This window comes from Bradyrhizobium sp. (genome assembly GCF_019242285.1).
In the GTDB taxonomy this organism is placed as follows: domain Bacteria; phylum Pseudomonadota; class Alphaproteobacteria; order Rhizobiales; family Xanthobacteraceae; genus Bradyrhizobium.
Map to the genome: position 1 here is coordinate 1 of NZ_JAFAVV010000203.1, position 4119 is coordinate 4119.

The following is a 4119-nucleotide window of genomic DNA, read 5'->3' on the forward strand; positions in this document are numbered from 1 at the left end:
CTGAAATCAACCTGCTCCTGCCGCGCCAATGAATTCACTGTCGTGCCGCATTCGATGTCAACCGTGCCGTTCGCGATCAGCGGTATCCGCGTTTGCGGGGTCACTGGTACGTATCGTGTCTCGATGCCGGGAATAGCGAGTTTACGGCCGATTTCCGCGACGATCCGCTTACAGATGTCGACGGAGTAGCCGCTTGGTTGCCGGCTCTCATCGAGATAGGCGAACGGCGCCGCGCTCTCCCGAAAGCCGATGGTTACGGCCTTGTTTTGCCGAATGCGCGCCAGCGCGGTATCCGCTTGGTCGGCCCGCGTCGCCGCTGGCGACAGTGCGATCATGGTCGCGACCGCCGAGAAGCCGAAGACTTTCCTGAACATCAGCATAAGCGTGCTCCTCGCATATCTAAGGGATCGTCACAGTTCGACTAGATCGTTGAGCGATTTAATGTCGGCAAAGATGAAGTCCGGTCGCGGTACGGAATCATCCAGCGCCACCTGGCGTCGGTTGATCCAGGCGATGGACAAGCCGAGCGGCTTGCCACCAACCAGATCCGTAAACTGCGACTGCCCGGCATGCAGAATTTCTTCCCTGGCGCAGCCGGCATGCTCGATCAGATAACGAAACAGCGCGCCATCAGGCTTGTAGCCCTTCGCCCGTTGCGCCGTACACACGAGGTCGAACTCCCGCTGCAGCGGCGTCAACGCGAGCAAATCGTCATCGATGTTGGACACGACCGCCAGCCTGTAGCGGCGCGACAGTCGGTCGAGCGTACGGACGACATCGTCGTAGAGAACGAAGCGAGGGAACGCATCGAAATAGCGGTTGATCAGGCGCCCCTCGCCGGTGAGACCGAAATGCACGAACGTTTCCTCGAGCGAGAGCTCGCAAATCTCGCGATACGTCCGGTACGGCTTCCAATAATGGGCGATGTTTCGGTGTTCCCAGTGTTCCCAGAACGCTTTCACGTCGACGCGATGCGCACCCGTTTCGGCAAGAATGTGCTCGAATGCGCCGTAGGAGCTTTCGCGGACGCTGATCAACGTGCCGAACACGTCGAAGGATATTAGCGTCGGCCGCAACCGTGTTTGGCGCGCCTCATGTCTCATCGATTGAAACCTGGTTGTCGTTCACTGAAAACGAAATGGCTGGCGCGACCTTCAGCGCATGGCGATGGCATCGAGTTCGATCAGATAGCCATGGTGCAGCGCGGGCACCGGCACGACGGACCGTGCCGGACGGTGTTCGCCAAGAGCTTCGGCGTAGATCGCGTTGAACGCGCTCCAATGCTCGATGCCGACCAGGTAAGCCGTAACCTTCGCGATGCGATCGCGGCAGAGCCCTGCTCCTTCGACGATCGCCAGGAGGTTGGCGAGTGACTGGCGGGCCTGAGTCTCGAATGGCGCATCGGCCAGTGACGTGCCGTCCAAGCGCGCGGGAAGCTGACCCGAAACAAAAACGAGCCCGCCGGCATCCATGGCCTGTACGTAGTGACCGAAGGGTTTCGGGACAGAATCGTTGTTGATAGCCGCGAGCAGGGTCGACATTGGTTCACCATCCGTAGATGCGAGGCCAGATCGCGGACACGATCGAACCATCGGTTGTGACATGGTACCGGTCATGCTGCGCAGCCGTGGCGCAGGCGTGATTGGGGAGGATGCGCACCATCGTGCCGATCGGAAGGTTCGGTAGAGGGCCGAGGCCGGAACGGTGCGCGATAATGCCGTGCTCCTGATTGGCATCGATCACGATCAGGTCGGGGATCGGATCGCATCCGAGATCGCAGACGATCCCATATCCCTGATCGACGGAAAGCCGTGCCGTGCCGCGGTCGCGCGACATGGCCATCCAGCCTGCATCAATCAAGATCCAGCCCTTGTCGCGCTGGTGGCCGACGACGCTCGCCAGAACGGAAATCGCGATGTCGTCGAGTGAGCAGGCGCCGATGCCGGCCATGACGAGGTCGAAAAACATGAAGACGCCGGCACGCACTTCCGTCACGCCGGCAAGATCACGGGCAAAATGCGCCGTCGGCGTGGATCCCACGCTGACCTCAGGACAGGGCAAGCCGGCACCCCGCAGCGCCTCGGCCGCTGCGATAGCGCCCGATCGCTCCTGCTCGGCCCTTTCCGCGAAGGCCGCCGCTCCTTTCAGACCATACGAACTCCCGGCATGCGTCATGACGCCGCCAAGCACCGCGCCTCCTTCGTGGAGTGCGCGTCCCACCTCCACGAGGACGGGGTCCCGCGGCTTGATGCCGGATCGATGATCGTCGGTGTCGATTTCGATCAGGACTGGCAGGGGGTCGCTCCTCTCGGCACACCGTGCCGCGACCAGGCGTGCCATCTCGATGTTGTCGAGTACGATCGACAACTCGGCCCCACGCCGCCGCAAGTCGAATACGTGCTCCAACTTATTCGGTGCGATCCCAATGGCATAAAGCAAATCGGAGAAGCCATGTTCGAGAAAATACTCCGCCTCTCTAAGCGTTGAGACCGTCAGTGGCGCGGCCAGTTCGTCCGTGACAACGCGCGCAACTTCGGCGCTCTTCGCGGTTTTGAGGTGCGGCCGAAACCTGACAGCAAACGGTTCGAGATGGGTCTTTAGCCGCGACACGTTGCGAGCGAGACGTCTGGTCTCCAAGACGAGACATGGCGTCTCGAGGCCTGCGAGGCTCCGACCGACGGAAGCTTGTGAAGCCGAGGAAAACATCACCGGCAGGTCAGCAGCGTATGCGCCAGAAAGTTTTGCATATTATATATAATCATCCGAGATAGCCTTAACCTCTTGATCTCAGAGTTCTCTTAGATGATTATATATTATATGTCAACCGAGTGGGGGATAGGAATTCATGTTGAAGGGGCCGGGCAAAAAACTGTTGGGGAGCACGGAAATGATAGCTGGCACGCTTCGTGATGCGATTTGCAACGGTGAAATCTCGCCGGGCGCGGCGCTCAAGCAGGATGAGATCGCCGCTGACTTCGACGTCAGTCACACGCCAGTCCGCGAAGCGCTCAAAATCCTGGTCTCCGAGGGGCTCGCGACGCTGCATCACAATCGTGGGTGCTTCGTTGCGGATCTCTCGAGCACTGTCGCGCGCGAACTGATGGAGTTCCGCGCTCTCATCGAACCACGTCTAGCTGGGTGGGCACTCGACTACCTCACCGAGTACGACATAGAACAAGCTCGCCGCGTCATAACAAAGATCGACACGGCGCAGCTCGCGTCAGAACGACTGCGCCTTGCCACCGAATTCCATACTCTGATCTATCAGCGAGCCAATCGGCCGTTCTTCCTTGAGCAAGTCAGCCGCGCCCGCAACAATCTGAACCGCTACTGGGTCCTTGCTTGGAGAGAGAGGAGTTTTCCGACTGTCACCCAGACCGAGCACGAGCAAATGTTGACCCTCTGTGTCAGGAAGGACCGAGCTGGCCTTGTGGACCTGATTGAACGCCACATCATCGCGTCGGGAAACGTCGTTCTTACGTATCTGCAGACTTTAGAGGCCAGGGAGAACGATTAGGCACAGCGAGTGCTGCACGATAAGTCCTTGGTCTCGATTGGATTCAGCTTTCCAGCTACGATCACCGCAAATGGCCGCGCCCGAACGGAACGCTGCCTGGCACGGAGGAATCCGCACAAAATCGCAGCCCGGCGCCCAGCAGCATAGATGTGGTGCCCAGGGGCGGAATCGAACCCTCGACTATCTAATTGAAAAATCCATCATTTTTTTAATGGCGACTTGCCAGTGTACCTACCAGTGGACCCGGCGCTTTCTTCACGGCCAGGAGGGTGCGGCTCTGTGCCGCCATACCCAAGCGGTGCTCATGTCACGCGCTATGCAAAAGATGCTGCGCCCTAATACAGTAATACAGATCCTCTCCGAAAGCAGAAAGCCACATGTTCGAATCGTGTTGGGCGCGCCACTCGATGCAGCAGCGGCTTTGGCGCGTTGCTCTCGCCGAGCGCTGGACCGCGACATCCGTGTGTTTGGGGATCGCGAATGCGTTCCCTGCCGCAGCCGCCAAAGTCGGAAGTAGTGGTGCTCGGCACCGAGATGGAAGGCATCCCGGCCCTCACCACTTTTGGCTCTGGCTTCTGAAATGAGCCTGCGGCATGGCACGG

Annotated in this window: 5 protein-coding genes and 1 tRNA gene; 2 read left to right on the forward strand and 4 right to left on the reverse strand. The window is 59.5% G+C overall.

What is annotated here, in order from left to right:
• From JOY90_RS07625 to JOY90_RS07640, 4 genes are all read right to left on the reverse strand, one after another.
• Positions 1–380: transporter substrate-binding domain-containing protein (locus JOY90_RS07625; protein ID WP_291690537.1), on the reverse strand; the 380-nt coding region annotated here is incomplete at its 3' end.
• Positions 381–410: 30 nt separating this feature from the next.
• Positions 411–1103, reverse strand: coding sequence for an HAD family hydrolase (locus JOY90_RS07630; RefSeq protein ID WP_291690538.1), 693 nt, complete (start codon positions 1101–1103; stop codon positions 411–413).
• A 51-nt stretch (positions 1104–1154) separates the two neighbouring features.
• Entirely contained in the window at positions 1155–1541 is a 387-nt protein-coding gene (locus tag JOY90_RS07635; RefSeq protein WP_291690539.1) for a Rid family hydrolase, read from the reverse strand.
• Positions 1542–1545: 4 nt separating this feature from the next.
• Positions 1546–2706 carry a DSD1 family PLP-dependent enzyme gene (locus JOY90_RS07640; protein WP_291690540.1) on the reverse strand — a complete coding sequence of 387 codons (1161 nt, stop codon included), beginning with the start codon at positions 2704–2706 and terminating at the stop codon, positions 1546–1548.
• Between the two features lie 139 nt (positions 2707–2845).
• Here JOY90_RS07640 and JOY90_RS07645 point away from each other — a divergent pair, with 139 nt between their 5' ends.
• Positions 2846–3517, forward strand: coding sequence for a GntR family transcriptional regulator (locus tag JOY90_RS07645; RefSeq protein ID WP_291690541.1), 672 nt, complete (start codon positions 2846–2848; stop codon positions 3515–3517).
• Between the two features lie 330 nt (positions 3518–3847).
• Positions 3848–3920, forward strand: a tRNA-OTHER gene (locus JOY90_RS07650).
• Positions 3921–4119 lie beyond the last annotated feature (199 nt).